Here is a 23,373-nt window from a genome sequence, read left to right as displayed (position 1 = left end):
AGATCAGGCCGCCAAAGCCGCATAGCGCCGCACATGATAATCGCGATCGCCAAACAGGGCATTGATCATGTGCAGGCGTTTGAAATAGGTCCCCACATTTAATTCTTCTGAAACGCCCATGCCGCCATGCAATTGCACGGCATTGGCAAGGATCATGCTGCCATTGCGGCTGATTTCCGCCTTGGCAGCAGAAACCGCCCGGGCCCGTTCAACGGGGTTATCCTCGCCAATCCGCATGCTGGCAACATAAACCAAAGAGCGGGTTTGTTCCTGCGCAATCACCATTTCAGATAAGCGATGCTGCAAAGCCTGAAAGCTGGCGAGCGGACGGCCAAACTGGCTGCGCTGCAACAAATAAGCACGGGTGGCTTCCACCGCCGCATCGATGATCCCCATCGCCTCGGCACAAAGGGCGGCGGCCGCGCGATCCAAAAGGGCGGATAAAAAAGGCAGTGCCCCATCCTCGGGGCCCAGCAGGGCTTCGGGATCAAGCTTCACATCATCAAACACAATATCGCTCACGCGCCCGCCATCGGTGCTGGGCACGGTGCGAATCTGCACCCCGGGGGCCTTGCTATCCACCAGAAAACAGGAAAGCCCGCGTTCATCGGTGCGCCCACCGGCGGTGCGCGCCGGCACGACCAGAAGATCCGCCACATCCCCATTGAGCACGATGCTTTTTGCCCCCGAAAGGCGCCATCCCTTGCCGCTGATGCTGGCGGCAGTCGAAACATCGGCCAGATCATAACGGGCCTGTGGTTCCACAAAAGCAAGGCTGGCAAAAAGATCACCGGCCATGATGGGGGGCAGAAACCGCGCCCGTTGCTGTGCCGAACCCATGGCCTCGATCGCCCGACCCGCCATAAGAATGGTTGAAAGATAAGGTAGAAGCACCAGCCCCTGGCCAAATTGCTCCATCAAAAGCATGGTGTCGATGGCTGTGCCCCCTAAACCGCCCACCTCATCACCCCCGGCGGAGGCATCGGTTGCGGCCTCGGCAAAGGGCAAGGCCAGCCAGCCCAATTCAGCGAATTTCGCCCAATGATCACGAGAAAATCCTTCCGGCGAGGCGGCCAGCGCCCGGCGTTTTTCAAAGGAATATTGTTCCTTGATGAATCGCGCCGCCCCCGCTTGAAGCATTTTCTGTTCATCGTTCAAGGAAAAATCCATAACATCACCTGTCTGGTCTATAAAAAACACAGCGCCCTTTTAAAAAAGCACAGCCGCAATCGTGATTGTGCACGCCAGAAAACAGATGGCAACCTGCCGCTTGCCTCAGGGGAGATATATCGTCATAAACTGTTATGATTTCGTCCTCTTGTGAAATCCATGCTCACTGCCAATCTGAATGCACAAGCCTGATCATAAGCCTTCGCCAGCAAGACCAAACAAACGGATGATCGCTATGGCCATCAAATCCCCCTGTATCGACCGTTGCAGGCTGGAGCCTGATTTGGGGCTGTGCATCGGCTGCTGGCGCACGGATCAGGAAATTGAACATTGGGCGCGGCTGAAGCCTGCGCAAAAACAGCAGATATTGGCCATGCTGCCCCGCCGCCGCCCCGGCCCCGCGGCCCGAGACCGATCATGACCGGTGGCGATCTCCCCTTTGCCAGCCTGTCTGACGCACTGGTGATCGTGCTGGCCCTTGTGTTCAATCTGATCTTTTGCAGTTCCAGCCGTATCAGCCGGGTTTTTTCTTTCCCCATGACATGGGCGAGCGGGCTGATCGCGAAGATGGAAAGCCGCTATAATCAACCAAGCCATGATGACAGGATGCGCCGCGCCGATTCTTTGTCGGTGGCTATGTTCCTGCTGATTTTCGGGCTTTTATGCGGCTTTCTCTTGAGTTTTGCGCTCGCGCAGTTTCCTTATGCCTGGATTATCAAAGCGATGTTTCTGGCATCCCTGATCAATTTACGGCCCATGCTCGAACGCTTGCGCCTGATGGCCAACAGCCTTGCTTTGGGCCTTGAAGAAGGCCGTGCCATGCTCACCCTGCTCACCGGCCGCGATACCAGCCGCATGAACGAAAGCGCTCTTGCCGCCGCCGCCATCGAAAGCGGGGCCATGGGTTTTGTGCAGGGCCATATTGCCCCGATCCTGTGGTTTGTCCTGGGCGGGTTTCCGGCCCTCATCGCCTATAAGCTTTTGGATACCGCCAGCATTATGATTGATGAGCAATCCGATCATGCGCGCAGCTTTGGCACCTATCCCCGCGCCTTTTCCGCCGCATTTCTGCTGCCCGCCACCGTGCTTTCAGCGCCCTTTCTGCTTTTGGGCAGCCTTGTTCTTTGGCCCGGGCGCACGCTCCAGTCCTTGCGCATCCTGTGTCGCAATCACCGCTATGCCTGGCCCGTTTTCAGCCCGGCCATCGCGGTTTTCAGCGGCAGCTTAAGTGTGCGGCTTGGGGGGCCTGTCTGTATCGGCAGCCATCAGCGCAAGGGTGATTTTTTCGGAGCCCAGCTTGCTGAACCCGGCATCAGGGACATTACAATCTCAAGAACGTTATATGCTTTATCCTGCACCATTCTCGTTTTAATGTTGTTTATTCTTGAATATGTTGCATCTTTTATTTCTTTATAGTTGATATTTCAGTTTATTTTCTCATAGATAGGGCCCTTCATCAAAACAGGCGGGGGGCGCCTTTATGGATGCTGCTAATGCGCTCCATGCGGGGCTGAACCTCCTTGTCTGGATCATTGCTGCGCTGATCCTGCTGTCTGGCCTTGATGATCTGTTCATCGATCTGGCGACCCATTATCGCAGCCTGTCGCGCTCTCTCACCATTTACCGGAAATCTGCCCGCGCCAATTCGCAAAGCCTTCCTGTGCAAAAACAAAAGCCAATCGCTATTTTTCTGCCGGCATGGAATGAAAGCGATGTGATAGCGCCAATGCTGAAACGGCTTCGGCGCAGCCTGCGCTATGATCATTATGTTGTGTTCTTAGGCGTTTATCCCAATGACCGTGAAACCGCTATCAGGGCACGGGCGGTGGATCGCGAGCAGAGCTGGCTGAAAATCCTGTGTCTGGATCATGATGGCCCCACCAGCAAAGGCGATTGCCTGAACCATCTATGGCGGGCGCTGATCGCCGATCCGGCCTATGACGATTTCCAGCAGATCATTTTGCATGATGCCGAAGATGTGGTGCATCCCGATGAATTACAGCTTTTCAATTATCTGGCCGATCGGGCCGATCTTATCCAATTGCCGGTGATCCCGCTGCCGCCGCCCCTTCGCAGCCTTGTGGGCGGGCATTATCTGGATGAATTTGCGGAATCCCATCAAAAAGATCTGGTCCTGCGGGAATGGATGGCAGGGGGCATCCCCTGCGCAGGCGTTGGCTGCGCCTTTTCGCGCAAGGCCTTAAGCCATATCGCCCAAATATCAAAGGCGCCGGGGCCGTTCCCCCAACACAGCCTGACCGAGGATTATGAACTGGCTTTGATGCTTTTAAAGCTGGGCTATAACAGCATTTTCGTGCGGCTGCCCGAATCCGATGATCAACGCGCGGTGATCGCCACGCGGGAATATTTTCCCACGGCTTTCAAGGCGGCGGTCAGCCAGAAATCCCGCTGGCTGATCGGCATCGTTTTGCAATCCTGGAAAAGTCAGGGCTGGCCCGGATCTTTGGCCATGCGCTATATGCTGATGCGGGATCGCAAGGCCATTCTCACCGCCTTCATGGGGGTGGCGGCTTATGTCATATTTCTGGCTTTGGTCCTTTATGAAGGGGCAAGGCACGTCCATCTAGCCGATATGCCGACGATCATCGAGCCCCACTCCCCCTTGATGATGCTGCTTTTTTTGAATGCCGGGCTGCTGATCAATCGCGCCGGGCATCGCGCTTTTTATACCGGCAGGCTTTATGGCTGGCAGCAGGGGTTTTTATCCATCCCCCGGGTATTTATCGGCAATCTGGTGAATTGCGCGGCCGCATGGCGGGCTTTGCGGCTTTATCTGGTGCATCTTTTTTATGGCACGCCCCTGCAATGGGAAAAAACCACCCATCTGTTTCCCGATGATCTGGCCGATGATCTGGCCGATGATCTGGCCGGAAATCTAAAAGAACAAGCGGATCATGAGGGCGGGCGATGATCCTTATCCGCCTCCTGTTCATCGCCTTTTGCTGGCTGCTGTCTTTTCCTGCAGTGGCCCAGATCGAGGTCAGGGTGAAGCCGCAAAACCCGCCCCTTTCTCCCCATCAGGCGGCAACGGAAGCCTATCAGGCGCTGAATGCAGGGGATCAGGCCATGGCTGCCGATTTCCTGGCTTTGGCGATTGAACAAACAGCAGATGAGGCGCGCCGCCATCAATGGGCGCTGGATCTGGGCCATATTCAATCCGCCCTTGATCGCCATGCCCAAGCGGCGCAATCCTTTCTTCTGGCTTTTTCCATTCGCCCCGAAGCCGAAAGTTTGGCATCCGCAGGCTATGCCCTTCTGGCCGCTGGCGATCAGCCTGCCGCCCGGGATGTTTTTGCACAATTGGTGGAAAAAGCCCCTGATCATCCGGTTTATCATCGGCAATTGGCCTATTTATGCCGTAATGATGGGGATATGGCCTGCGCGCGTACCCATTTCACCACGGCCCTCGGCCTTGATCACGATCCCCTGATTTTAGAGCAAACACGGCGCGAAATGCGCGCCCTTGATCGCATTTTCTGGGGATCGGCGAGCCTGTTATGGCGCACGGATGGCCCCGATGATGAAAGCCTGTTTCTGGGGGATCGGGTTCTGAGCCAAAGTCAGGGGATCATCGAAGCCAATGGCCGCCTGCCCCTGTGGCTGGGATCGCCCGATCGCTGGATAGCCGGATTTGCGCGGCTTTTATGGTCGGTTGATGGGGCCGATCCCTTACCACAGGCCAAAAGCGAACAGGCGGGCTTTGGTTTTAAACTGAAGCCTTTTGCCTCTCAGGCCATCATAGTGGGCGCAGAACGGCTTGTGTCGGTAGGGGATTTCGCCCGGGATGATTGGTTGTTTCGGATCTCTGGCTCATGGGGGGCGGGCTATGAACGGCCCGTGGCGCATCAGGGGCCATCCTGGCTTTTCTGGTCGGTTTTTGGCGATATTGCAGGGATTGGGATTGAAAAAACCGATTGGCAGATCAGTGGCGAAGGGCGCATCGGCCGATCCTGGCAAAAAAACCGCTTCATCCTCACCCCGCATCTGCTTTTATCGGGCCTGTGGCAGGATGACAGATCAGGGCAAAACTCGCTTTTAGAAGGCGGACCGGGGCTGACGATTGCCCTGCCCTTTGGCGGATCGGCGCGCCAAGCCCCGGCGCACAAGATCGAACTGACCACGCAATTGCGGATCAATCTGGCGGGCACATCCGATAATGATGAAGGGCTGAGCATCATTTTAAGCGTCAGCTTTTAACCCGAACCCCACTGAACAGGCTCTAAAAAATCAGCCATCATGGCCATAAAGGCGGGGGCATGAAGCCGGGCTTTGATCGGCTTTTTCTTCAGCCCGCAAAATCAGATCGGCCTTTCGCTCCAAAAGATCAACCAGCATGGCCTGATCAGAACCATCCAGCCCTTCCAAAACATAGCGCAGCCGCAAAAGTGCCGTGTTCATGCGCTTCGCGTTCTTAGGCTCCGTGCTTTTTCCCATAGACCCCCCACCTGATGATACCCCAGAAAAAGACCCCCTCAAAAATCCGATGGCGCATCATCCCCGCTCAAAGGGGAACCGCTGACCTCCAGCGCGATCCAGCCATCGTGATCTTTAACGAAACGCGCCGTTTGATAGCGCGAAACCGTTTGCCCTTCATCATCAAACCAAACCCGCAGATCACACACGAACCCGGGCTTTTCAACCGCCTTGATACAGGCAATCTTTTCCACCCGCTGATAGGCCAAGGGCTTCCCCGAAAACACAGAATTGGAAACTGCAAGGCCCGCATCCTCAAGCGCTTTTTCAAGGGCTTTCAGGCCCTGGCTCAGGCTGCTTTGCGCCCGATCCAAAAGATGGCAGGGCAAGGTGAAACGCTCCCGGCTTTCCCGGCCATCCATGCGATTGATGATGATTTCCATCGAGGTGCACTTGCGGCTTTCCTCAGCGGATTGATCAGAACCCGCTTCAGGGCCAGTGTTCAGGTCGCCATCAGCAATGGAATCGGCGGCCCTCTCGTCCTCATCCCTGTTTGAGGCAAAGGCCATGGCGATCAGCTCATAATGATCCGAAAGCGCCTGATCGATGGCGGCCGCATCCGGGGCGCCTTGATCATCCGCCCCCATACAGGCCGATGTCAAAAAAACCGAGCCGATGATCAGGGCCCATAATGCCCCTGTTTTCCGGTTTTTCATGCCACCTCCTGCTTGGTTTTGAGAAAGCGCAGATCGGGATAATCATCCTGACCCTTGTTCAGATGCCAGCTATTGCGCGCCAGATAAACCGGATGGCCGGTATGATCCTCGGCCAAAGAGGCGCGATTGGCTTCCATGAACTGCTTCAGCAATTTGGGATCATCCCCAACCACCCAGCGGGCCGTATAAAGCTCGGTCGGCTCGAAACGCACGGGAATATTATATTCCGTATCGATGCGTGCGGCCAGCACATCAAATTGCAGGCTGCCCACCACCCCCACGATCCAATCGGCCCCCAGATAGGGCTTGAAAACCGAAGCCGCGCCTTCTTCTGCCAATTGCTCCAAAGCACGGGCCAGATGCTTGGCGCGCATGGGATCAATGGGGCGCACCCGCTGCATCAATTCGGGAGCAAAGCTTGGGATGCCGGTGAAGCGGATGTCTTCGCCCTCGGTCAGGCTATCCCCAATTTTATAGCCACCATGATTGGGAATGCCGATGATATCACCGGCCACAGCGGTTTCCGCCAGCTCGCGATCCTGCGCCAGAAAAAGCTGGGCATTATGCACCGATATGGTTTTACCCGAGCGCACATGGCGCAGTTTCATCCCCCGCTTGAAACGGCCTGAGACCAGCCGCACAAAGGCCATGCGATCCCGATGCTTGGGGTCCATATTGGCTTGAATCTTGAAAACGAAACCGGAAAATTTGGCCTCGACAGGCTCGATCCGGCGTTCAATGGCCTTATGCGAACGGGGGGGGGGTGCAAAATCCCGCAGGCCCGACAACAGATCGCGCACGCCAAAGCTGTTTAAGGCACTGCCGAAAAAAACCGGGGTCAAATGCCCTTCCAGATAGGATTGCAGATCAAAAGGCTTGCACAGGCCCCGCACCATGTCCACCTGCTCGCGCAGGGTTTGAAGGCTATATTCCGGCAGATAATCGGCCAGGCGCGGATCATCAAGCCCGGAGAGGGAAATCCCTTCAGACCTGATATTCTTATCGGCGGCCTGCATCAAAATCAGGCGATTATTAATCAGATCATAGCAGCCCTTGAAATCACGCCCCATACCGATCGGCCAGGATGCCGGCGACACATCAAGCGCCAGCGTTTGTTCCACCTCATCAAGCAAATCAAAAGGATCGCGGGCTTCGCGGTCCATCTTGTTGACAAAAGTGGCAATCGGCATATCGCGCAGGCGGCACACCTCGAACAATTTGCGGGTTTGGGTTTCAATCCCCTTCGCCGCATCCAGCACCATCACCGCGCTATCGACCGCTGTCAGCACCCGATAGGTATCTTCGGAAAAATCCTCATGGCCCGGGGTATCCAGCAGATTGAAGGTGCAGCCTTCCCAATCATAGGTCATCACCGATGAAGCAACGGAAATGCCACGCTCCTGCTCCACCTTCATCCAATCGGATCGCGCCCGGCGCCGCTCGCCACGGGCGCGCACTTCACCGGCAAGCTGAATGGCTCCGCCAAAAAGCAGAAGCTTTTCGGTGAGCGTGGTTTTCCCGGCATCGGGATGCGAGATGATGGCAAAGGTGCGGCGATTGCCAATATCTTCGGTCAGAGTCATGAGGGTTCGTCCTTTCACATCTGCGCGCAATTTAAGGACTTTGCACAAATATGAAAGGGCCGTTTGTCGTTTCAGCCGCGATTAAAGCCTTCGGCGGCTTATTTCACCGTGATGGTGATGGGTTTCGAGACAATGGGCGGATCAATAGGCACATGATTGGCATCCCCCAAAACAAGCTGCAAACGATACTCACCCGGTTCCAGATCCAGAGTCGTCTGCGTTTGCCCGCCGCCAAAATGGCGATGCTGATCATCGGCGGGGATGGGATAGGCCATATCCTCATCGGATAAGCTCGCATTGATCAGCAAATGATGATGGCCCGTGCCTTCTTTATCCACACCTGCCGGAGCCACGCCATAATTCTTCAGCCCAAAGACCACTTTCACCGGGCTTTCAACAACCGCCCCATCTTCCAGATTGACGATATAAACCTTGGGCTTTTCCTTGTGATCATCGGCCATCGCCACAGATGATCCAAAGCCCCCGGCCATCAGGGCCGCCACGGCTATAGGGGCGAGATGTGCTTTTAACGACGATAGCATAACAATCCTCCTGCAAGATGAAAAAGCCTCAAAGCTTATACACATATAGGCTATGGTTGACCGCCCTGATCATAAGCAAGGCCACATCATAAGCAAGCTTTGGCCTTCGTCGGGCTTTGCCCAAATTCCCGTCACATCTCGCATCAAATGCCTAAATTTTAGGCTGATTCGGAATAAAGTGAAACATTTTTGCCGCAGTGCACAAATTTAATATGTCAAATACAGAGCTTCGCGCTTAATTATCTTTCCAAAAGCAGTGGTTTTGTAAAAATACAATCGTTTGAAACCTCATAACCAAATAAAGGGGTCATAACCCCAATTCACGGAGGAAACGATCATGTCATCTGTCATCAAAAGACGAGGCCAAAGACAGTGCCAAAGACGGGGGACTCTTCTGGCCGGGGCGGCCAGCCTTGCTCTCGTCTCGGGTCTGCCCTTGGCGGTCAGCGCCCAAACCCAAGCCCAAACCGAAGCCCCTGATGAGGCTGTTGAAGAAATCGTCGTCACCGGCTCGCGCATTGCCCGCAGCAATCTCAGCAGCCCCAGCCCGGTCACCACCATCGATGCCACCGATATCAAAAGATCGGGGGAAACTGATATTTCTTCTCTGTTGCGCGAAATTCCGGCGCTCAATAGCTCTTTGCCTGCCAATCAATCTGATCAGAATGGCGCGCCTGCGGGGGTTGGTCTTCTCGATCTTCGGGGGCTTGGGAGCGAGCGGACTCTGGTTCTGATCAATGGTCGGCGCCATGTTTCAGGCGTTGCGGGCACAGCAGCGGTGGATGTGACCAGCATACCCGTCGCCCTCATCGAGCGGGTGGAAACGCTGACCGGCGGCGCATCGGCCATTTATGGTGCGGATGCCGTTTCCGGGGCGGTTAATTTCATCCTGCGCGATGATTTTGAAGGGCTTGATGTGCGCTCGCAATTCGGCATCAGCGAACGGGGCGATTCCGAAGATCTATTTTTGTCTGCAACCGGCGGCACCAATTTTGCCGATGGTCGCGGCAATGCCGTGGTCAGCGTGGAATATACCCAGACCGGCAATATCAAGGTTGAAGATCGACCCAATATCGCCGGTCTCGGCTTTGCCGCTTTCGTGCCCAATTCCCCTGAACTGGCCGCAAGGCTAGGCGTCAATCCCGATGCCGTGAATAGCTTTGCGCAAAATGCGCGGCTGCCGGTTTCCAGCCCTTTTGGCATCATCTGGCTGCAGGATCAGAATAATTTCAACGATCCCGGCTTTATCAATCTGCTTGATCCCGGTGCCACCGTTGGCGGCTTTCCCATTGCCCAGATCGTGGATGAAACCGGCACTTTGCGCGCTTTCAATCCTGCCGATATTTTCCTTGATCTGTTCAATGGCATCGGCGGCGATGCGGTGCCCGGCCTGCCCAATATCGGTTGGCTGCAGCCCAAGCTTGATCGTGTCAATGTCAATGGCAATGTGAACTATAAAGTCCTTGATCAGCTCAACTTTTTCATTGAATCGAAATTTTCCTATAACGCCACGAAATCGGTGGATCAGGTCAATGGCTTCAATGATGATATCCCCATTTCCCTCGATAATGGCTTTATCCCAACCGCCCTGCGCAGCCAGATTGATAGCCTGATCGGTCAGGGGATCACCCCGGTGCTGACGGTTTCCCGCGATAATCTCGATGTGCCCGCCCAAACCCAGGCCGATCAATACAGCTTCCGGGTGGTTACCGGCATCGATGGCGAGTTCGACAATGGCTGGAACTATGAAGTTTCGTATAATTTTGGCCGAACCGAACGCAATTTCACCAATCTGAAAACCCGCATTGAGGATCGGTTCTTTGCCGCCGTTGATTCCGTAATCGATCCCGATAGTGGCGAGGTGGTGTGTCGGTCTGATCTCGACCCTACGGCGATCCCGCCCATTTCCCCTTTCCCTGCCGCGCGGGAAGGTTTTTTAAGCTTTAATCCGGGGAGCGGGCAATGCGCGCCGATCAATATTTTTGGCGCCAATACCACGAGCGAGGCGGCAGAAGAATTCATCTTCCAGCGTTCGGTGGAAAATTCCGAGCTGACACAGCAGGTGATTTCCGGCTTTATTTCGGGTGACACCGCTGGCTTCATCGAGTTGCCGGGTGGGGCCATCGGCTTTGCAGCGGGCGCGGAATATCGCGAAGAAAAAAGCGAATTTGAACCCAATGCCTTTGAAACTGCCGGCCTGAGCTTTAATTCCGTCACCACGAGTTCCGAGCCGGTGGATGGCCGTTTCGATGTTTGGGAAGTTTTTGGCGAAGTCAATATCCCGATCATCAGCGATGTGCCTTTCATCAAGGATCTGAGCATCGATGGTGCGGTGCGCTATGCCGATTACAGCACAGTGGGATCAACCGTTTCGTGGAATGTGGGCGGCTCTTATGCGCCGGTGGATGATATCCGCTTTCGCGGCACCTTTGGCCGTTCGGTGCGCGCCCCCAATATCAACGAGCTGTTTTCACCCCCCCAACCCATTTTCATCGATGCCGATTTCGATCCCTGCAATGCCAACCGGGTCAATGCGGGAACCGAATTTCGGGCCCAGAACTGCCAGGCATTGGTGGGCGATAATTTCAATTCCACCAATTTCAATTCCGCCTTCGTCACCGGACGGGCGGGCGGCAATCCTGATCTGGCCGAAGAAGAAGCCGATACTCTGACCATTGGGGCCGTGATCACCCCGCGCTGGATTCCCGGCTTATCGGCTACGGTCGATTTTTATGATGTGGAAATTTCCGATGCCATCATCGTCGTCAGCGCTGAGCGGATCATCGAGAATTGCGTGGATGCCCCCAGCCTTGATAATGAATTCTGCGCTCTCGTCACCCGCGATCCGGTCAATCGCAATATCACTTTCTTTGAATCCGGTCAGCAGAATGTGGCGGCGTTGGAGGCCCGTGGGATCGATTTTGAAGTCAGCTACGGCTTTGATCTGGCCGATCTGGGCCTATCGGGCAATTGGGGCAGCATCGATATCCGCACCAATGGCACCCGCAATCTGCGGCGCCGGGATTTCGATTTTCAGGAATTTTCTGATCAATTCGATAATCAACTGGGGGAAAACACCTTCCCCAAATGGATTGTCAATACCACAGCCACCTGGCAGGTCGATCAATACAGCCTGTCTTGGCAAACCCGTTTCCAAAGCAGCCAGTTGCTCCCCAATGTGGAAAATCTGAGCATTGAAAGCGATCCGCTCTTTGCCGATCCTTTCAGTTCGGGCAATGCCTTTGTCCATGATCTTTCGGCCAGCTATGACATCACGGATCGCTTCCAGATTTATGGGGGGGTGAATAATATCGCCGACCGCAAGCCCTTCCTGAGCAATCTGGTAAGGCCAGTCAGCTTTGTGGGCCGATCCTTCTTCATCGGCTTTAATGGGACGTTTTAAGCCGATCCCTAAGGCCATCCGCGTCTTTTAAACAAAAAAACAGGGGAGCCCGCGCGGCTTCCCTGTTTTTATTGGCTTATCGGTTGATCAAAAGCGCGATCAGCCCTGCTCGACCCGAAAGCGCAAGCCTGCCCGCGCTTCAAGGCGCTTGATCAATGCCATGCCCATGGCGGCTGCGGGGGTCCAGATGCCGCCCTTCACATCGGAGCCATCGTGCAAAAGACAAAGGGCGGCTTCGGTGATCATTTTCGATGTAGAGCCATAGCCGGGATCGCGATCCCCACTCACCGAAACCCGCACCGATTGGCCATCATCCGTGGGCGCTATGAACAAAACATCATATGAGCCATTCTCGCGTTCCTCGCGGCTTGGCCCCTCGCCGGGCTTCAGGCCATCTTCCTTCATCATCGATTTATCTTCGGCCACGGCCTTTGCCACCGCCTCGCCCTTATCGCCGGGTCCGGTGAGGATCATCTCATCATAAGTAAAATCGCGGCCCCAAGGATGCCCCAAAAGCGCGTGGCTGCGATGCACATTGCGGGTATTGATCGGTGCCATGATGAACGGAGCGGCCCAGGATTGGCACTGTTCATCAAAAAGCGGCTTCATGCCCGAAGGCTGTTTGGGGCCATCGAAATCCGGCACCAAAGCAAAGGGATCGCGCAGTAACGCCAGAATATCGGGATTCTCCGCCGCTGCTGCCAAGGTCGCCTTCAGGCTGGCTGCCGTGCCGCCGGAAAAGCCCCCCTTCATGCTTCGCACTCGGCCATGAACCTGCCGCAAAGGTGCCCCGGTTTGCCGACGCGCTTCCGATTGCAAAAACAACACGCCCAAATCGAAAGGAATGGAATCGAAGCCGCAGGAAAAAACAATCCGTGCTCCCGATTGTTGGGCGGTTTGTTCATAAGCATCGATCATCTGGCGCATAAAGGCCGGTTCACCGCACAGATCCACATAATCGGTGCCCGCCTTGGCACAGGCTGCCAACAGCCCTTCGCCATAAAGCTGATAGGGCCCCACCGTGGTGATCACCAGCCGGGTTTTCGCCACCAGATCATGGAGCGATTGGGGATCATCGGCATCGGCAAGGATCAGCGGGAAATCAGCGGGCAAGCCCAGTTCATCGCGCACATCCGAAAGCTTTTGTGCATTGCGGCCGGCAAAAGCCCAGCGCAAATCTGTTTCGCCATAGTTTTTGGCAATATATTCGGCCACCAGCTTGCCGGTAAATCCGCTGGCACCATAAAGCACCAGATCATAATCGCGTTGGGTATTCATTCATTGCCTTTCAATTTTGTGCTCGACGGGGATCATTCTTCCGGGGCGATGGTCACCTTCAAGCCATCCAATGCATCCGAGAGCGGGATCTGGCATGATAGCCGCGACTGCTCCTGATAATGCACGCTATCAGATAGCAGTTCATATTCGTCGTCTTCGCGATCCGGCAATTTTCCCAGCCAGGCCCCATCCACATAGACATGACAGGTCGCACAAGAACAGCAACCACCACAAATGGCGGCCAGATCATCGATGCCAGCTTTGCGGATCGTCTCCATCAGGGTTGCGCCCGGCCTTCCTTCAATTTCATGGGTGTCACCAGACCAATCGGTCACGTAAATTTTGGGCATGGCTGTCTCCTTTATCATCCGGTTTTATGCGTGTTTATTGGAAAGAAAAACGTGGGTGAGCGGCATCCGGCAGGCAGCATCGGCGATCCGTGCCACCATCGCCAGCACCTTTTTGGGGGTAAAATCTTCAGGCAAATCCATTAACAAAGGCATCAGATGGTCTTCAAGGGCCTTGGCCAGAGGCGCTTGTGCCTGCCCATCGCATGGCCGCGCACCCAAGGATCGCCCGCTGGCGACCAACCGCCTTTGCTGCGCTTTTTCACAAGACAATTCTGCCGCTTTCAGGGCTTCATAGGCTGCGGCCAGATCCGGATCATCACCGATCATCGGCTTCAGCCCGCGCCGAACCGCCCGCAAGGGGTGCAGGATCGCCGCATCATAATGATCCATGCCCGCGCCCAGGATCGCCAGATCATCCGGGCTTAAAACCGATTGATGCGCCCGCCAGCGAAAACAAAGATACAAGATAAGATTGACATTGGCCCCCAGATGATCCTGCAGATAAAGGCAATCTTTTGCCACATCATCCCGGCCATAAAGGGCCTGTGAAAACGCCCAGAATGCCGATGCGTCCTGATCCAAAGTCTCATCGCTATAGTCTTCAGCCATGGGGCCCCGCCCAGCGTTTTACCCCTTGGCTATCAATGCCAAACAGATCGAGCACCCGGCCCACGCTGTGATCCACCAGATCATCGATCGATTGCGGCTTGATATAAAAAGCGGGCATGGGCGGGGCAATGATCGCCCCCAAGCGTGCGGCATCCAGCAGCAAAGCGCAATGACCAGCATGAAGGGGGGTTTCGCGCGGCATCAAAACCAGCCTGCGCTGTTCCTTCAGGCACACATCCGCCGCCCGGGTCAGCAGATCATCGGCCATGGAATGCACCACCGCCGACAAATTCTTCATGGAACAGGCAGCCAAAATCATCCCATCGGTTTGAAAGGAGCCACTGGCAATGCTGGCCGCCACATTGCCGATTTTATGGACATGATCGGCCATGGCTTCCACCGCATCAAGGCTGTATTCGGTTTCCACAGCCAAAGTGATGCGGGCGGTTTTGCTCATCACCAGATGCGTTTCAACATCGGCCATCGGCTGCAAAATTTCCAAAAGCCGAATGCCGTGGATGATTCCGCTGGCCCCGCCCATACCGATGATCAATCTCATAGAACCTCTCTTTGCGCACATTAAGCGACCTTCGCAGCCCCTCGCCTGAGTGTGGCCCCGCAGGATTGTTGGGCGCAAGAAAAAAGCACCTGACCATATCTGGCCAAGTGCTTGTTTTTATTGGAGGGCCGTCGGGGACTTGAACCCCGGACCCGCTGATTAAGAGTCAGCTGCTCTACCACTGAGCTAACGGCCCGAATGAAGCGGGCGAACCCCTTTGCCTTTGCAATGGTCGGAGCGGCGGGATTTGAACCCACGACCCCTACACCCCCAGTGTAGTGCGCTACCAGACTGCGCTACGCTCCGCATTGCAACGGGCGCCGTTATAGGCGGGAACAGGCCCTTGATGCAACCAAGAAAACGCATGCCAGAAAATCAACAGCAATGCGCCTAGAGCATTTTCCGATCAAAGTGGATCGGATCAAATGCTCTAAATATCTGTTTTACCGCGAAAACCTTGCCGCGTCGTGAGTCCACTCCGCTCGAAATCGCTCTAGCACCTGATCGGGCATCATTGGTCTTTCCGGCTTTTATGGGGAAGCATTTTATAGCCGGTGATCATGGCGGAAACTAATGACCCCCCATGGCGGATTTCAGCCCAAACAACCGCCGCACTATGCAAAACGGCCATCCCCATCAGGGCATAAAATCCATAGACATGAAGGCTGATGAAGGGCGCCCGCAAGGATCGCATCTCAGCATAGAGCACGGGATCATAAAGAGCTGTGGCATAAGGCACCAGATCAGCCGGGGGCACGCCCGGCGCGGCGATCCATTCAGCGATGAAAGACCCCAAAGGCGGCCAGAACAGATCGCTGCCCGCCAGAAATAGGCCTGTAACAGCCTGGGAAAGCAAAAGCAGATACATCACGAAAACCGATAGCTGCCCCAAAGGATTATGCCCGGCATCGGGCAAGGGATCGGCATCCCCATCCTTCCTTAAATAGCGTGCCAATCGTTCGCGATAGCGCGACCCGAATGCAAACAGATGTCGCCAGCGGGCATGGGGGCTTCCCATAAAACCCCAGATGATTCGAACCAGCAGATTGGCTGCAAACACATAGCCGATCAAAACATGGATCTGTTTCAGCGCGATCTTGCCATCATTGCTGATCCCCAGATCGCCCCCATAAAAAATCACCAGACCCACCCCAAGCAGGCCCAGAAAACAAAGCAGATTAATCCAATGAAAGAGCCGAACCGGGCGATCCCAGATTTTTAAACGCTGATAAACGTCTAAAGCCATAATCGACTCCTTCCAAATTCTTGGAGAATCATGATCCCGAAGATTATAGCTATTATTGTGTGAAATATGGGCCTTCGACCCTGATCCAGATCAAGACATGGCAAAGAATTTGGTTGTTTCACAATCTTTGCCGCCTCCGGATGATCCGTGCCTCAATCCAGCATTTGGCGCAGGGTGCGCAGTTCATCCAGAATGTGGGCCAATGTTGCGCGCATCGGGGCCTTTTCCGCCCGGCCCGGCTCCGCTAAGGGCGGCTCAATGGGCTGATCATCAGACATATCTTCAATATGATGCAAGCCAGCCCCATCGGCATCTGGTTTATTTTGATCGGGCTTTGATCCGGCAGACGGCGCCTGTCCCGCGCCCGCCCCCTCCATCGGGCGATCAATAGAGCCGCGATCAAGGCCATCCGGCTCCGCCACGGCCATCACATCATCAATGGTGGCCTTCACGCCCTGCTCCCGAAAGCGCTTTTGCACGCCCTTGATGGTCATCCCATCTTCATGGAGCAAATGCTTCACCGTCCGCAAAAGAGCAATATCCTGCGGCCGATAATAGCGACGATTGCCGCCCCGCTTCATCGGGCGGATGGAGGTGAAACGGGTTTCCCAAAAGCGCAAGACATGCTGTGGCAGATCAAGAAGTTCGGATACCTCGCCAATGGTCCGAAAGGCGCGATCAGATTTTTCCGATCCGCTCTCTCCTGTGTCCAAAGACCCGGAACGGGCCATCATCCGAGCCTCGTTTTCATCATCATGGGGCCGCAAGGGGCCATCCGCTGCCATATCTGAATATCCAGACACCATCTATCCGCCCATCGTTTCAATCGGCATCAATCCTGCCATCCTCTATGGGCACGTCGCCGAAAAAGGCGAGCCGTTTTCAGGCCTTGGAGAAACAGAGCGAGAAGAGCACAGCGCCAATAAACGACAAGACGATAGCCAAAGGCCGATCAAGCCCCGCCTTTTCCCTTAAGCGCGCCATTGATCCGATCCTTCATCACCTGACTTGGGCGAAATACCAGGACCCGCCGGGGCTCGATGGGGACTTCCTCGCCCGTTTTGGGATTGCGGCCAATGCGCCCGCCCTTATCGCGCAGGATGAAGCTGCCAAATGACGAGACCTTCACATTCTCACCCGCGACCAAAGCATCGCTGATGGCATCGAGCACCTGCTCCACAAGATCCGCAGACTCATTCCGCGATAAGCCCACTTCCTGATAAACAGCTTCCGATAATTCAGCGCGCGTCACGGTGTGCTTCGACATGGCCATTCCCCTGTCAGATGATGAAGCAGTCTAGATCGCAAAAGATTTCATGTCAATCAATGTCTTAGCTAAGAGATGGCAATGTCTTAGCCTCAAAGCTGATGAGCGGATCACAGCCATCGGGCGAAACCGCCGATTCTACCAGCGGACCAGACACCCACCCCATGTAAAGCCACCGCCCATGGCTTCCAGCATCAAGAGATCGCCGGTTTTAATGCGCCCGTCGCGCACGGCCTCATCAAGGGCAAGGGGGATCGAGGCGGCAGAGGTATTGGCATGGCGATCCACGGTCATGATCACCTTATCCGGGGAGAGATTGAGCTTTTTCGCTGTGCCTTCAAGAATGCGGCGATTGGCCTGATGGGGCACCACCCAATCCACGTCCTGGGAAGTCAGACCCACATCCGCCAGAATTTCCTCCATCACCGCTGCCAGATTGACCACAGCATGGCGGAAAACCTCCCGCCCTTTCATGCGCACATGGCCTGTGGTGCCGGTGGATGATGGCCCGCCATCCACATAAAGCATATCACCATAGCGGCCATCCGAATGAAGCCTGCTGGCCAATATGCCGCGATCCTGAGGCTGACCCGCCCCCCGGTCCGCTCCTTGCTCCGCTTCCAGCACCACGGCCCCGGCGCCATCGCCAAAAAGCACGCAGGTGGTGCGATCCTCATAATCGAGAATACGGGTAAAGGTTTCAGCACCGATGACCAGAGCCCGCTTCACCTGCCCCGCCTTGATGAAATTATCGGCGGTATTAAGCGCATAAACAAAGCCCGAACACACCGCCTGCAAATCAAATGCAAAGCCCTTGTGCATCCCCAAAGCATGTTGAACGGTCGTGGCAGTGGCGGGAAAAGTTTGGTCCGGGGTGGCGGTGGCCAGCACGATCATATCGAGATCAGATGCCGCCATCCCGGCCATATCCAGCGCCCTTTCGGCCGCCTTAATGGCAAGATCGGATGTTTTTTCATCATCGGCAGCGATATGGCGTTGCCTGATCCCCGTGCGTTCGGAAATCCAATCGTCGCTCGTCTCAACGAACCGGGCCATATCGGCATTGGTCATGATCCGTTCGGGCAGATAGCTGCCGCAGCCTTTGATGATGGATCGGATCGTGCTCACGCTGATTTACTCTCTGCCTGTTTATCTGTGTCCATTGTCAGGCTTTCATTGTCCTGACGTTCCATAGCGACCCCGCCCAGATCTTTGGTGATCAGATGGATCAGATTGTGATGCGCCATATCGATCGCCACCCCGATGGCCGTGGCATAGCCTTCAACCGTTGCCCCGCCATGGCTTTTCACCACCAGGCCATTCAAGCCCAACATAACGGCACCATTGTGATTATTGGGATCGAGATGATCGCGCAAACCATTCATACCGCGCCGGGCCAGCAAATAGCCCAACCGGGCACGCCATGAAGACCGAAAAGCATCGCCGACCAGGCGGCCAATCAACTGCGCCGTGCCTTCCACAGCTTTCAGGGCAACATTACCGGTAAAGCCATCGGTGACCACCACATCGGTTTCGCCCGCCCCGATCATATTGCCTTCGATAAAGCCGCAAAATTCCATCGGCAGATCAGACGTCCGCAGGATTTCTGCGGCTTCTTTCACCTCTTCATTGCCCTTCAGTTCCTCGACCCCGATATTGAGCAGCCCCACGCGCGGCCGCTGCAATCCCAAAACCGTGCGGGCAAAAGCCGCGCCCATCACTGAAAATTCAACGAGATTAGAGGCATCACATTCCACATTCGCGCCCAGATCCAGCATCACACATTCGCCCTTATAGGTGGGCAGAAGAGAGGCCAAAGCGGGGCGATCAATGGATGGTAAGGTGCGCAGGATGAATTTGGCCAGCGCCATCAACGCCCCTGTATTACCGGCTGATACCGCCACATCGCACTCCCCCGCCTTCACGGATTCGATGGCCAGCGCCATCGAGGATTGGCGGCTGCGGCGCAGGGCTTTACCGGGCTTGTCTTCGGCCTGCACCACATCATCGGTATGCACAAAGCGGCTCACCTTTTTCAGCAAAGGTGCGGCATCGAGCAAGGGCAGCACATCATCGCTGCGCCCGAAAAAGACGAAATGGACATCGGGATAGCGTTCGCGGGCGAGATGCGCGCCATGAACAACCACCGCCGGAGCTTGATCACCACCCATGGCGTCGAGCGCAATTGTCAGATGTTTTTTCAACTATGCCTGCCCCAGGATCTATATACCATTCAACACATCATAACACCGGCAAGCACCACTTCTGCCACACCCTGATGCGCCGTGCAAAATAGCGGCAAATGATATTGCTTCAAGTCTTGTCGCGAAGTTTTTCTAGAATCGAGAATGGATTATCACGACGTTGGCTTGTCTTCAGTTCGTCTTCGCTGAGCACCCCCTGTGGTAAAACGGCATCTTCGGCACGCGGAAAAGGATCAAGCGCCAAGGACAGGGTTTGCGCCAGAGCTTCGCCCACATCCACCTTACCATCGATCAAAGCAACCACATCCTCATGCTCTGCATCCACAATCGCCTCTCCATCCTCTTCAGGCAAGCCATCAGCAAGATAATAAATGGCGAAAGGCTCATCCAGCCGAACGACAATGGGTTGTAAAGTAAGCACACATTGCTGCACCAGATCGGCCCGTAACTGGCCGCACAGCTTTATTCCCCCATCAATAGCATTGATTTCCACATCACCCTCAAGGGCATTGATCGCAGGCAGTTCAAATCTTTGAGACAAGGCCTCACGAATGGCCTCATCTGCCTTCAGATGGAGAAAAAGCGGCTCTTTATCGAGGCTGTCGCGGCTGATGATCTGGTGAAAGGCGGTCATGCCCGGGGGTCATCCTCATGTCGGCTTTTGGTGGTTTCGGAAAATTCAGGGCTTAGAAAATGCACGCGGCCAGCACAGATATCCTCGTCGCTGATGGCTTCCAGATGCGCGGCCTGACGCCTCACATAAGAAGCCAAACGCTCCATGCAATCCCCTGAAGGGAGCTGCCCCCGATAGATATTGCGTGCCAAAACATCCACAAGCTCTGCCTCATCCCCCGAATCAAGGGCATGATCATAAGCCTGCAAGCGTCCGAAATAGGCCGATGCCATCTCTTTGACATGCTTGCCGACGGCCAAATCCCCCACCCCTATTTCGCGCATCGAGCGATCAAGATCGGCAAAAAAAGCCTCTTGCAAAATCATCTGCACATCATTGCAGGGGGGTTTGATCGCGCTCAGCCTGTGCAAAAGCAAATACAGATGCAAAACAACGAGATCGAAACGCCCATCCAATGTATCGGGGATTTTATAGTGTATAAAAAAAGCAGGCTGCCGGGCCTGGCCCACGGCCCCACTATAAAGGGCAATCGCGGTTTCGCGGCCGGGCGAGGCGGCAAAAAGATTTTTCAGAAAATGGATCAATGAGGACATGGGCACGCTTGTTGACTTGACGCGGTGAATAGGAGATGACTGTATCTGTGATCATTCGCCGCTTATCGACAAAAAATCAAGCACAGGCTTTGTTTCCAAATGATTGCTAAAATGGGTTCTCTGAAATCAAAATCGTCGAAGGGCGCTTTATTGGGGGGCATGGCCATGGCGCTGTTGCTCCCGGCCTGCACCACATCCACCCAAACCCGCGGTTATGTGGTTGATGAAGACCTGATGAAAGCCATTTCCCCCGGCGTGGACAACAGAAATTCCGTTGTCGATATGCTGGGCACTCCATCCATCGTCAGCGCCTTTGGCAATGAAACATGGTTTTATGTCTCCCGCGATACGGTTAGCCGTGGCTTCATCGAGGAACGCCCGCTCACACAAACCGTTGTGGAAGTGCAATTCGACGATGGCGGGGCGGTTCAAAACGTCAAACGCTATGGCCTTGCCGATGCGCAGGAAATCAATCCGGTGAATGACATAACCCCCATCCGTGGCAAAACTCTGGGCTTTTTCGAGCAGCTTTTGCGTGGCATCGGGCGGGTTGGCCCGGCGGGCCCCGGTGGCGGTCGTGGACCCGGTGGCCGCTGAAATCTGATATCTCTCTCGATCTCTACGCAATTAATAAACGGCACGCCCCTCAAAGGCATGCCGTTTTTTTCTGATCTGCCGCGCTTAATGGGCCAGAAAGGCCAGCAGCAAAAGCGCCACGATATTGGTGATCTTGATCATCGGGTTCACCGCCGGGCCCGCCGTATCCTTATAGGGATCGCCCACCGTATCACCGGTCACCGCGGCTTTATGGGCTTCCGATCCCTTGCCGCCATGATGGCCATCTTCGATGTATTTTTTGGCATTATCCCAAGCCCCGCCGCCGGCAGTCATGGAAATGGCAACAAACAGGCCTGAAACGATGACCCCCAAAAGCAGAGCACCAACAGCCGAAAAGGCCTGACCCTGACCGGCAATGGCATTGATTACGAAATAAACCACCAATGGCGCCAGCACCGGCAATAAGGATGGAATGATCATTTCCCGGATCGCCGCCTTGGTCAAAAGATCGACCGAACGGGCATAATCGGGTTTTTCCGTGCCATCCATGATGCCCGGCTTTTCACGAAATTGACGGCGCACTTCCTCAACCACCGCACCACCGGCACGGCCCACCGCCGTCATCCCCATGGCCCCAAAAAGATAAGGCAGCATGGCCCCTAAAAACAGGCCCACCACAACATAAGGATTAGACAGGCTGAAATCGACGACCACTTCAGAAAAATAGATTTCGATATCAGCCGTATAGGCTGAGAACAGCACCAAAGCCGCCAAACCCGCCGAGCCGATGGCATAGCCCTTGGTCACCGCTTTCGTGGTATTGCCCACCGCATCCAAAGCATCGGTGCGCGACCGCACATCTTCATCCAGATTGGCCATTTCAGCGATGCCGCCGGCATTATCGGTCACCGGGCCATAGGCATCGAGCGCCACCACCATGCCCGCCAAAGCGAGCATCGCCGTGGCCGCAAAGCCTAAGCCCAAAACACCGGCCAGGCTATACGCCACGATGATCCCGGCGGAAATGATCAGCACGGGAATGGCTGTGGCCTCAAGGGAAATGGCCAGCCCTTGGATGACATTGGTGCCATGGCCGGTTTCCGATGCCTTGGCAATCGACCGCACGGGGCGATATTCGGTGCTGGTATAATATTCCGTGACATAGATCAAAAGCCCAGTCACAGCCAGCCCCACCACACCGCACAAATAAAGATCCATGCCGGTAAAGCGGCCCGCATCTGCGGTGGTGAAGGCCGTATCGAGGCCATCCGCCCCCAAAGCCCAATCCATGGCGAAATAAATCGCAATGAGGGACAAAACACTGGTGACCAGAAAGCCTTTATATAGGGCCCCCATGATCGATTGCTTTGATCCCAAACGCACGAAAAAGGTTCCGATGATCGAAGTGACGATGCACACCCCACCAATGATCAGGGGCAAAGCCATCAGATCAGCCGCCCCCGTTTTCAAAAACAAGGCCGATAAAACCATGGTCGCCCCCACGGTCACCACATAGGTTTCAAACAGATCCGCCGCCATCCCGGCGCAATCGCCCACATTATCGCCCACATTATCGGCGATCACCGCCGGATTGCGGGGATCATCTTCGGGAATCCCGGCTTCAACCTTGCCCACCAGATCGGCGCCCACATCCGCGCCCTTGGTAAAGATACCGCCCCCCAAACGCGCAAAGATCGAAATCAGCGATGCCCCAAAGCCCAAAGAAACAAGGGAATCGATCACCGTGCGCCCGGTGGCTTCAAAGCCCAGCCCCACAGTGAGAAAGGTATAATAGCCCGCCACCGCCAGCAGGGCGAGGCCCGCCACCAGCATCCCGGTGACCGCACCCGCCCGAAAGGCAATGGACAAGCCCCTTTGCAGGCTTTCCCGCGCCCCTTCCGCCGTGCGCACATTGGCCCGCACGGAAATCAGCATGCCGATATAGCCTGCCGCGCCGGACAGCACCGCCCCTAAAACAAAGCCGATGGCCGCCCAGGGTTCGAGAAAAAAGAACAGCAAAGCCGCAACCACGACCCCGACGATGGCAATGGCCCTATATTGGCGATTGAGATAAGCCCCTGCCGCTTCCTGAATATATCCGGCGATTTCCTGCATGCGCTCATTGCCAGGACTGGCCGACAAAACAGATCGCGTTGCCCAGATGCCATACACAATGGCCAAAACACCCGCAGCGATCGAAACATACAAAACGTGCATAAACGATATC

Annotated in this window: 23 protein-coding genes and 2 tRNA genes; 6 read left to right on the top strand and 19 right to left on the bottom strand. The window is 55.3% G+C overall.

Translation table 11 applies throughout. From position 1 onward, the window contains the following. Positions 1-3: 3 nt before the first annotated feature. Positions 4-1,158, bottom strand: coding sequence for an acyl-CoA dehydrogenase (locus QK300_RS10575; protein ID WP_281301651.1), 1,155 nt, complete (start codon positions 1,156-1,158; stop codon positions 4-6). A 247-nt stretch (positions 1,159-1,405) separates the two neighbouring features. Between QK300_RS10575 and QK300_RS10570 the strand changes: the two genes are divergently transcribed. The 4 genes from QK300_RS10570 (at position 1,406) to QK300_RS10555 (ending at position 5,388) form a co-directional block, all read left to right on the top strand. Beyond that, entirely contained in the window at positions 1,406-1,591 is a 186-nt protein-coding gene (locus tag QK300_RS10570; protein WP_281301652.1) for a DUF1289 domain-containing protein, read from the top strand. Beyond that, the gene (locus tag QK300_RS10565; protein WP_281301653.1) at positions 1,588-2,586 is read left to right on the top strand and encodes a cobalamin biosynthesis protein; all 999 of its coding nucleotides are present in this window, start codon (positions 1,588-1,590) and stop codon (positions 2,584-2,586) included. The genes QK300_RS10570 and QK300_RS10565 overlap by 4 nt, the downstream gene beginning before the upstream one ends. A gap of 64 nt (positions 2,587-2,650) precedes the next feature. Beyond that, positions 2,651-4,102, top strand: coding sequence for a glycosyl transferase family protein (locus QK300_RS10560; RefSeq protein WP_281301654.1), 1,452 nt, complete (start codon positions 2,651-2,653; stop codon positions 4,100-4,102). After that, positions 4,099-5,388, top strand: coding sequence for a hypothetical protein (locus QK300_RS10555; RefSeq protein ID WP_281301655.1), 1,290 nt, complete (start codon positions 4,099-4,101; stop codon positions 5,386-5,388). Before QK300_RS10560 ends, QK300_RS10555 begins: the two co-directional genes overlap by 4 nt. A gap of 30 nt (positions 5,389-5,418) precedes the next feature. On the opposite strand, the gene QK300_RS10550 is transcribed toward QK300_RS10555, so the two are convergent. The 4 genes from QK300_RS10550 to QK300_RS10535 form a co-directional block, all read right to left on the bottom strand. After that, positions 5,419-5,589 (bottom strand): hypothetical protein, encoded by a 171-nt coding sequence (locus QK300_RS10550; RefSeq protein WP_281301656.1) that lies wholly within the window; start codon positions 5,587-5,589, stop codon positions 5,419-5,421. Between the two features lie 74 nt (positions 5,590-5,663). Then, positions 5,664-6,320 carry a hypothetical protein gene (locus QK300_RS10545; RefSeq protein ID WP_281301657.1) on the bottom strand — a complete coding sequence of 219 codons (657 nt, stop codon included), beginning with the start codon at positions 6,318-6,320 and terminating at the stop codon, positions 5,664-5,666. Beyond that, positions 6,317-7,903: a peptide chain release factor 3 gene (locus QK300_RS10540; protein ID WP_281301658.1), complete on the bottom strand. Its 1,587-nt coding sequence runs from the start codon at positions 7,901-7,903 to the stop codon at positions 6,317-6,319. The genes QK300_RS10545 and QK300_RS10540 overlap by 4 nt, the downstream gene beginning before the upstream one ends. A 98-nt stretch (positions 7,904-8,001) precedes the next feature. Then, positions 8,002-8,394, bottom strand: coding sequence for a DUF4399 domain-containing protein (locus tag QK300_RS10535; protein WP_348651879.1), 393 nt, complete (start codon positions 8,392-8,394; stop codon positions 8,002-8,004). Positions 8,395-8,782: 388 nt separating this feature from the next. On the opposite strand from QK300_RS10535, the gene QK300_RS10530 reads away from it, so the two are divergent. Continuing rightward, the gene (locus QK300_RS10530) at positions 8,783-11,848 is read left to right on the top strand and encodes a TonB-dependent receptor (RefSeq protein WP_281301660.1); all 3,066 of its coding nucleotides are present in this window, start codon (positions 8,783-8,785) and stop codon (positions 11,846-11,848) included. A gap of 99 nt (positions 11,849-11,947) precedes the next feature. On the opposite strand, the gene QK300_RS10525 is transcribed toward QK300_RS10530, so the two are convergent. From QK300_RS10525 to QK300_RS10465, 13 genes are all read right to left on the bottom strand, one after another. Next, positions 11,948-13,126, bottom strand: coding sequence for a saccharopine dehydrogenase NADP-binding domain-containing protein (locus QK300_RS10525; protein ID WP_281301661.1), 1,179 nt, complete (start codon positions 13,124-13,126; stop codon positions 11,948-11,950). 32 nt (positions 13,127-13,158) lie between these two features. After that, entirely contained in the window at positions 13,159-13,476 is a 318-nt protein-coding gene (locus QK300_RS10520) for a 2Fe-2S iron-sulfur cluster-binding protein (RefSeq protein WP_281301662.1), read from the bottom strand. Between the two features lie 24 nt (positions 13,477-13,500). Then, positions 13,501-14,085, bottom strand: a complete 585-nt coding sequence (locus QK300_RS10515) for a TIGR02444 family protein (protein ID WP_281301663.1) — start codon at positions 14,083-14,085, stop codon at positions 13,501-13,503. Continuing rightward, positions 14,078-14,644 (bottom strand): UbiX family flavin prenyltransferase, encoded by a 567-nt coding sequence (locus tag QK300_RS10510; RefSeq protein ID WP_281301664.1) that lies wholly within the window; start codon positions 14,642-14,644, stop codon positions 14,078-14,080. Before QK300_RS10510 ends, QK300_RS10515 begins: the two co-directional genes overlap by 8 nt. A gap of 121 nt (positions 14,645-14,765) precedes the next feature. Further along, positions 14,766-14,840 (bottom strand) — tRNA-Lys (locus QK300_RS10505). Positions 14,841-14,873: 33 nt separating this feature from the next. Further along, positions 14,874-14,950 (bottom strand) — tRNA-Pro (locus QK300_RS10500). A gap of 205 nt (positions 14,951-15,155) precedes the next feature. After that, positions 15,156-15,890: a cytochrome b/b6 domain-containing protein gene (locus tag QK300_RS10495; RefSeq protein ID WP_281301665.1), complete on the bottom strand. Its 735-nt coding sequence runs from the start codon at positions 15,888-15,890 to the stop codon at positions 15,156-15,158. Positions 15,891-16,042: 152 nt separating this feature from the next. Then, positions 16,043-16,621, bottom strand: coding sequence for a MerR family transcriptional regulator (locus QK300_RS10490; protein WP_348651878.1), 579 nt, complete (start codon positions 16,619-16,621; stop codon positions 16,043-16,045). 221 nt (positions 16,622-16,842) lie between these two features. Beyond that, the gene (locus QK300_RS10485; RefSeq protein ID WP_281301667.1) at positions 16,843-17,157 is read right to left on the bottom strand and encodes an integration host factor subunit alpha; all 315 of its coding nucleotides are present in this window, start codon (positions 17,155-17,157) and stop codon (positions 16,843-16,845) included. A 138-nt stretch (positions 17,158-17,295) separates the two neighbouring features. Then, the gene (locus QK300_RS10480; protein ID WP_281301668.1) at positions 17,296-18,285 is read right to left on the bottom strand and encodes a beta-ketoacyl-ACP synthase III; all 990 of its coding nucleotides are present in this window, start codon (positions 18,283-18,285) and stop codon (positions 17,296-17,298) included. Beyond that, positions 18,282-19,361, bottom strand: coding sequence for a phosphate acyltransferase PlsX (gene plsX / locus QK300_RS10475; protein ID WP_281301669.1), 1,080 nt, complete (start codon positions 19,359-19,361; stop codon positions 18,282-18,284). Before plsX ends, QK300_RS10480 begins: the two co-directional genes overlap by 4 nt. Before the next feature lie 109 nt (positions 19,362-19,470). Further along, positions 19,471-19,995 carry a DUF177 domain-containing protein gene (locus QK300_RS10470; protein WP_281301670.1) on the bottom strand — a complete coding sequence of 175 codons (525 nt, stop codon included), beginning with the start codon at positions 19,993-19,995 and terminating at the stop codon, positions 19,471-19,473. Further along, positions 19,992-20,588, bottom strand: coding sequence for a ubiquinol-cytochrome C chaperone family protein (locus tag QK300_RS10465; RefSeq protein WP_281301671.1), 597 nt, complete (start codon positions 20,586-20,588; stop codon positions 19,992-19,994). Before QK300_RS10465 ends, QK300_RS10470 begins: the two co-directional genes overlap by 4 nt. Before the next feature lie 111 nt (positions 20,589-20,699). Between QK300_RS10465 and bamE the strand changes: the two genes are divergently transcribed. Beyond that, on the top strand, positions 20,700-21,185 hold the full coding sequence (bamE, locus tag QK300_RS10460; protein WP_281301672.1) for an outer membrane protein assembly factor BamE: 486 nt from the start codon (positions 20,700-20,702) through the stop codon (positions 21,183-21,185). Positions 21,186-21,269: 84 nt separating this feature from the next. Here bamE and QK300_RS10455 read toward each other — a convergent pair whose 3' ends face one another. Continuing rightward, on the bottom strand, positions 21,270-23,363 hold the full coding sequence (locus tag QK300_RS10455; protein WP_281301673.1) for a sodium-translocating pyrophosphatase: 2,094 nt from the start codon (positions 23,361-23,363) through the stop codon (positions 21,270-21,272). Positions 23,364-23,373 lie beyond the last annotated feature (10 nt).

Source organism: Iodidimonas sp. MBR-22, from assembly GCF_029946565.1.
In the GTDB taxonomy this organism is placed as follows: domain Bacteria; phylum Pseudomonadota; class Alphaproteobacteria; order Sphingomonadales; family Rhodothalassiaceae; genus Iodidimonas; species Iodidimonas nitroreducens.
This window is presented reverse-complemented; position numbering and strand designations above follow the sequence as displayed.

Bases quoted from the DNA above. Each gene is read 5' to 3' on its own strand.
- QK300_RS10560 (WP_281301654.1), top strand. From the start codon at position 2,651: ATGGATGCTGCTAATGCGCTCCATGCGGGGCTGAACCTCCTTGTCTGG.
- QK300_RS10515 (WP_281301663.1), bottom strand. From the start codon at position 14,085: ATGGCTGAAGACTATAGCGATGAGACTTTGGATCAGGACGCATCGGCA.
- QK300_RS10470 (WP_281301670.1), bottom strand. From the start codon at position 19,995: ATGACCGCCTTTCACCAGATCATCAGCCGCGACAGCCTCGATAAAGAG.
- QK300_RS10535 (WP_348651879.1), bottom strand. From the start codon at position 8,394: ATGGCCGGGGGCTTTGGATCATCTGTGGCGATGGCCGATGATCACAAG.
- QK300_RS10540 (WP_281301658.1), bottom strand. From the start codon at position 7,903: ATGACTCTGACCGAAGATATTGGCAATCGCCGCACCTTTGCCATCATC.
- QK300_RS10485 (WP_281301667.1), bottom strand. From the start codon at position 17,157: ATGTCGAAGCACACCGTGACGCGCGCTGAATTATCGGAAGCTGTTTAT.
- QK300_RS10555 (WP_281301655.1), top strand. From the start codon at position 4,099: ATGATCCTTATCCGCCTCCTGTTCATCGCCTTTTGCTGGCTGCTGTCT.
- QK300_RS10570 (WP_281301652.1), top strand. From the start codon at position 1,406: ATGGCCATCAAATCCCCCTGTATCGACCGTTGCAGGCTGGAGCCTGAT.
- QK300_RS10565 (WP_281301653.1), top strand. From the start codon at position 1,588: ATGACCGGTGGCGATCTCCCCTTTGCCAGCCTGTCTGACGCACTGGTG.
- QK300_RS10490 (WP_348651878.1), bottom strand. From the start codon at position 16,621: ATGGCCCGTTCCGGGTCTTTGGACACAGGAGAGAGCGGATCGGAAAAA.
- QK300_RS10465 (WP_281301671.1), bottom strand. From the start codon at position 20,588: ATGTCCTCATTGATCCATTTTCTGAAAAATCTTTTTGCCGCCTCGCCC.
- QK300_RS10455 (WP_281301673.1), bottom strand. From the start codon at position 23,363: ATGCACGTTTTGTATGTTTCGATCGCTGCGGGTGTTTTGGCCATTGTG.
- QK300_RS10550 (WP_281301656.1), bottom strand. From the start codon at position 5,589: ATGAACACGGCACTTTTGCGGCTGCGCTATGTTTTGGAAGGGCTGGAT.
- QK300_RS10520 (WP_281301662.1), bottom strand. From the start codon at position 13,476: ATGCCCAAAATTTACGTGACCGATTGGTCTGGTGACACCCATGAAATT.
- QK300_RS10530 (WP_281301660.1), top strand. From the start codon at position 8,783: ATGTCATCTGTCATCAAAAGACGAGGCCAAAGACAGTGCCAAAGACGG.
- QK300_RS10510 (WP_281301664.1), bottom strand. From the start codon at position 14,644: ATGAGATTGATCATCGGTATGGGCGGGGCCAGCGGAATCATCCACGGC.
- QK300_RS10545 (WP_281301657.1), bottom strand. From the start codon at position 6,320: ATGAAAAACCGGAAAACAGGGGCATTATGGGCCCTGATCATCGGCTCG.
- bamE (WP_281301672.1), top strand. From the start codon at position 20,700: ATGGGTTCTCTGAAATCAAAATCGTCGAAGGGCGCTTTATTGGGGGGC.
- QK300_RS10525 (WP_281301661.1), bottom strand. From the start codon at position 13,126: ATGAATACCCAACGCGATTATGATCTGGTGCTTTATGGTGCCAGCGGA.
- QK300_RS10495 (WP_281301665.1), bottom strand. From the start codon at position 15,890: ATGGCTTTAGACGTTTATCAGCGTTTAAAAATCTGGGATCGCCCGGTT.